A 4,485-nucleotide genomic window follows, 5' to 3' on the forward strand; every position below is an offset into this window, starting at 1 on the left:
CCCCATACCCCCCGGGGCGCGCGGCACCCCGGTCATCACGACGGCCTCGGAACCTCCCCCCCTGTTCCGAGGCCGTCGGCACGGGGTCTCCTTCGCGTTCCGGTTCCCGTACTGTTTCCCGTCCTGTGCGCCCTGTTGTTCGTGCTGTGCACCTGGCAGGTCGTCACCCACGGGCCATTGCGCGGCGTTGACGAGCACCTCGGGCGCGCGATCTCCGGTTCGGGTTTTCCCTCCGGTGTCGCCCATGCGTTCGCCGACCTCGGCAACACGGTGGTCGCGCTCCCCGTCCTCGTCCTGGCCATGGCGGTGACGGCCTGGCGTACGGCCGGGCCCCGGCGGTGGCTGCCGCCGCTGTACGCGGCGCTCGCCATGGCCGCCGTGCCCGCCGTGGTCGTCCCGGTCAAGAACGCCGTCGCGCGGCCCGGCCCCGCGGCCATGGCGGGCGCGCCCGACGGCTTCTTCCCCTCGGGCCACACGGCCACGGCGGCGGTCGCCTACGGCGCCGCCGTCCTGCTGCTCCTCCTCCCCGCGCCCGGCCTCGTCCGGGGACGGTGGCGTACGGCCCTGGTGGGGCTGTACGCCGTCGTCAACGCGGGGGTGGCCGTGGGTCTCGTCCGGTGCGGTTACCACTGGCCGCTGGACGTGTTCGGCAGCTGGTGCCTGTCCGCGGTGCTGCTGTGGGGGCTGGCCCGGGCGCTCACCCGTCCTCGGCGGGCGGACCGGCCGCCAGCGTCGCCGCCGCCTCGTGCATCGACAGCTCCAGGACCGCCGGGTCGGTGAGCGTGCCCGTGCCGTCCGGCGGCAGGATCCAGCGGACACCGGAGGACGCCCGGCCGGGGTACGGCACGACGACCCAGCTGCCGGCGCCGACGGCCCGCACCCCGGTGGCGAACCAGCGCGCGGCCGTGCCCGGGGGCACGAAGAAGCCCAGGCGGCTGTCCCCGAAGTCGGCCAGCACCGGGCCGACCTCGTCGGTGCAGCGGGTCAGGACGTCGAGCGCGGGGTGGCCCAGCGTGCTCGGCAGGATGAGCACGTCCCAGACCCGGCCCGCGGGCAGGAGCGCGATCCCCAGCGGATTGCGCTCCCACTCCCGGCGACAGGTCCGGGGGTCGGGCGCCGCCGATGCCAGCCACTCCACCGCGCTCCTCGTCCCCGCTCCACCACTCATGAGTCCTCCGATCCATGTCCGCCTGTCGGCTTTCACGGATGGGGAGGGCGAGGAGGGCGAATCATTACGCGGGTTCGGAGGACCGCACCCCTAAAGGGGCGCGGGGAACTGCGCGGCCAGCCCCCACCAGCCCGCAGACGCGAACCGAGCCCGAGCGGCACCCCGGTGGGCGGAACCGACCCACGGCCTCAACCCATCAGCTGTCAAAACCCATACCCGCCTTGTCCATGGCCTTGAGCCAGAGGTTGCGGCGGCCGCCGTTCTCGTCGGCGCGGGTCATCGCCCACTGGGTGATGCCGATGCCCACGGAGCGCACGGGCTCGGGCGGGAACGGCAGCGGCTTGCTGCGGACCATCCTCAGCTCCGTGCGCTCGGTGCGCTCCCCGGCGAGCAGGTCGAGCATGACGTCGGCGCCGAAGCGGCTCGCGCCGACGCCGAGGCCCGTATAGCCCAGGGCGTAGCCGACCCGGCCGCCGTGCGCGGTGCCGAAGAACGGGGAGAAGCGCGAACAGGTGTCGATGGCACCGCCCCACGTGTGGGTGAAGCGCACCCCTTCGAGCTGGGGGAAGCACCGGAAGAAGTGCTCGGCGAGCTTCCGGTACGTCGCCGGGTGGTGGTCGTAGTCCGCGGAGACGCCGCCGCCGTAGTGGTAGACGATGTCGTAACCGCCCCACAGGATGCGGTGGTCCGGCGTGATGCGGAAGTAGTGGAAGTGGTTGGCGGCGTCGCCGAGGCCCTGCCGGTTCCGCCAGCCGATGGCGGCGCGCTGCTCCTCGGTCAGCGGCTCGGTCATCATCGCGTAGTCGTAGACGGGCGCGATGAACGGCCGGACGCGCTTGACGAGGGAGGGGAAGGCGTTGGTGCCGAGCGCGGCGTGGCGGGCGAAGACCCGGCCGTAGGGCGTGCGGACGGCGACCCCGGCGCCCCGCGAGGACAGCCTGAGGCCGGGCGTGTGCTCGTAGACGCGCACGCCGAGCTCCAGGCAGACCCGCTTGAGGCCCCAGGCGAGGCGGGCCGGGTGCACCATGGCCACGCCCGTGCGGTCCCACAGTCCCGCGAGGAAGGTGGGGGAGTCGACCTCGGCCCGCAGGGCGTCGCGGTCGAGGTACTCGTAGTCCGGCAGGCCGAGCGCGGCGACCTCGTCGGCCGCCTCGCGCAGCTCCAGCAGCTGGTGCGGGGCGGTGGCGATGTCTATCTCGCCGGTGCGCTCGAAGTCGCAGTCGATGCCGTGGCGGGCGACGGTGGCCTCGATCCCGTCGAGGTTGTGCCGCCCGAGGCGCTCCAGGGCGGGGAGTTCGTCGGGCCAGCGGGCCTGGCCGTTGGCCCAGCCGTGGGTGAGGGAGGCGGAGCAGAAGCCGCCGTTGCGGCCGGAGGCGGCCCAGCCCGCCTCCTGGGCCTCGATGAGGACGACGTCGCGGTCCGGGTCGCGCTCCTTGGCGCGGAGCGCGGTCCACAGCCCGGAGTAACCGCCGCCGACGACGAGCAGGTCGGTGTGCTCGTCGCCGACGAGCGAGGGAAGTGCCTCCGGCCGGGAGGGGTCGTCGAGCCAGTACGGCCGGGGAGAGGCGTCGGAGAGTGATTGCGCAGGGTTCATGGCACCAGTGGCCATGGGTCTCAGCTCCTTCTTTTGCGCCTGCCGACCAGTTGACCGACAAGGACGCAGAGCACGGCGACGGCGAACATCGCCGTTCCGATGACATTGATTTGAACGGGTGTGCCCCGTTGTGCGGCTCCCCAGACGAACATGGGGAAGGTCACAGTGGACCCGGCGTTGAAGTTCGTGATGATGAAGTCGTCGAAGGACAGGGCGAAGGACAGCAGGGCGCCCGCCGCGATCCCGGGGGCGGCGATGGGCAGGGTCACCCGCAGGAAGGTCTGCAGCGGGGTGGCGTAGAGGTCCTGCGCGGCCTGTTCGAGCCGCGGGTCCATGGACATGACCCGGGCCTTCACGGCCGTGACGACGAAGCTCAGGCAGAACATGACATGGGCGATGAGGATGGTCCAGAAGCCGAAGCTGACGCCCATGTTGAGGAAGAGGGTGGCCAGCGAGGCGGCCATGACCACCTCGGGCATGGCCATCGGTAGGAAGATCAGCGTGCTCACGGCCGACCGGGCGCGGAAGCGGTAGCGGGCGAGCGCGAAGGCGATCATCGTGCCGAGCACGGTGGCGCCGACCGTCGCCCAGACGGCGATCCGCAGGCTCAGCGAGAGCGAGCCGCACAGGTCGGCGACGCCGCAGGGGTCGGTCCAGGCGTCGGTGGAGAAGCGCTGCCACTCGTAGTTGAAGCGGCCGTTGGGCTTGTTGAACGAGAAGACCGTCACGATGACGTTCGGCAGCACGAGATAGGCGAGGGTGCCGAGCCCCGCGAGCACCACGAAGTTGCGGCGCAGCCAGCGCAGAGCGCTCATCAGACGAGGTCCTCCGTCCCGGACTTGCGGATGTAGACCGTGACCATGGCGAGGATGGCGGCCATGAGGATGAAGGAGAGGGCGGCTGCGGTCGGGTAGTCCAGCACGCGCAGGAACTGGGACTGGATGACGTTGCCGATCATCTTCTGGTCGGTGGAGCCGAGCAGCTCGGCGTTGATGTAGTCGCCCGCCGCGGGGATGAAGGTCAGCAGGGTGCCCGCGACGACACCGGGCATGGACAGCGGGAACGTCACCCTGCGGAAGGTCGTGACGGGCCGGGCGTAGAGGTCCCCGGCCGCCTCGTGGAGCCGTGGGTCGATGCGTTCGAGCGAGGTGTAGAGCGGCAGGATCATGAACGGCAGGAAGTTGTACGTGAGACCGCACACGACGGCGAGCGGGGTCGCGAGGACGCGGTGCCCCTCGGTGACGCCCAGCGCGCCCGTGACGTCGAGGACGTGCAGGGAGTTCAGCGCCGAGACGACGAGTCCGTTGTCGGACAGGATCGTCTTCCAGGCGAGGGTGCGGATCAGGAAGCTCGTGAAGAACGGCGCGATGACCAGGATCATCAGCAGGTTGCGCCAGCGGCCCGCCTTGAAGGCGATGAGGTAGGCCAGCGGGTAGCCGAGGACCAGGCAGAGCACGGTGGCGGTGGCGGCGTAGGCGACCGAGCGCAGGAACTGCGGGTAGTACTCGGACAGGGCGTCGGCGTAGGTGGCGAAGTGCCAGGTGATCTTGAAGCCTTCTTCGAGCGAGCCCGTCTGCACCGAGGTGGACGCCTGGTAGACGAGGGGCGCGGCGAAGAAGACGAGGAGCCAGAGGATGCCGGGGAGCAGCAGCCAGTAGGGGACGCGCCTGCGGCGGCGGGCGGCCTTGCCGACGGCGGGGGGCGTCGCGGGTACGTCCGGGGC

General features: G+C 71.4%; 5 protein-coding genes. 1 reads left to right on the forward strand and 4 read right to left on the reverse strand.

Translation table 11 applies throughout. From position 1 onward, the window contains the following. Nucleotides 1–141: 141 nt before the first annotated feature. On the forward strand, nucleotides 142–780 hold the full coding sequence (locus K6I34_RS32390) for a phosphatase PAP2 family protein (protein WP_229331606.1): 639 nt from the start codon (nucleotides 142–144) through the stop codon (nucleotides 778–780). On the opposite strand, the gene K6I34_RS32395 is transcribed toward K6I34_RS32390, so the two are convergent. From K6I34_RS32395 to K6I34_RS32410, 4 genes are all read right to left on the reverse strand, one after another. Continuing rightward, entirely contained in the window at nucleotides 698–1,168 is a 471-nt protein-coding gene (locus K6I34_RS32395; protein ID WP_229331608.1) for a hypothetical protein, read from the reverse strand. The genes K6I34_RS32390 and K6I34_RS32395 overlap by 83 nt on opposite strands. 196 nt (nucleotides 1,169–1,364) lie before the next feature. Next, nucleotides 1,365–2,777, reverse strand: coding sequence for an FAD-binding oxidoreductase (locus tag K6I34_RS32400; protein WP_229331610.1), 1,413 nt, complete (start codon nucleotides 2,775–2,777; stop codon nucleotides 1,365–1,367). Nucleotides 2,778–2,782: 5 nt separating this feature from the next. Beyond that, on the reverse strand, nucleotides 2,783–3,577 hold the full coding sequence (locus tag K6I34_RS32405) for an ABC transporter permease (RefSeq protein WP_229331611.1): 795 nt from the start codon (nucleotides 3,575–3,577) through the stop codon (nucleotides 2,783–2,785). Next, a partial coding sequence (locus tag K6I34_RS32410; RefSeq protein ID WP_229331612.1) for an ABC transporter permease occupies nucleotides 3,577–4,485 on the reverse strand: 909 nt, incomplete at its 5' end. The genes K6I34_RS32405 and K6I34_RS32410, both read right to left, overlap by 1 nt.

Origin of the sequence: Streptomyces sp. UNOC14_S4 (assembly GCF_020740835.1) — a bacterium.
Taxonomy (GTDB): domain Bacteria; phylum Actinomycetota; class Actinomycetes; order Streptomycetales; family Streptomycetaceae; genus Streptomyces.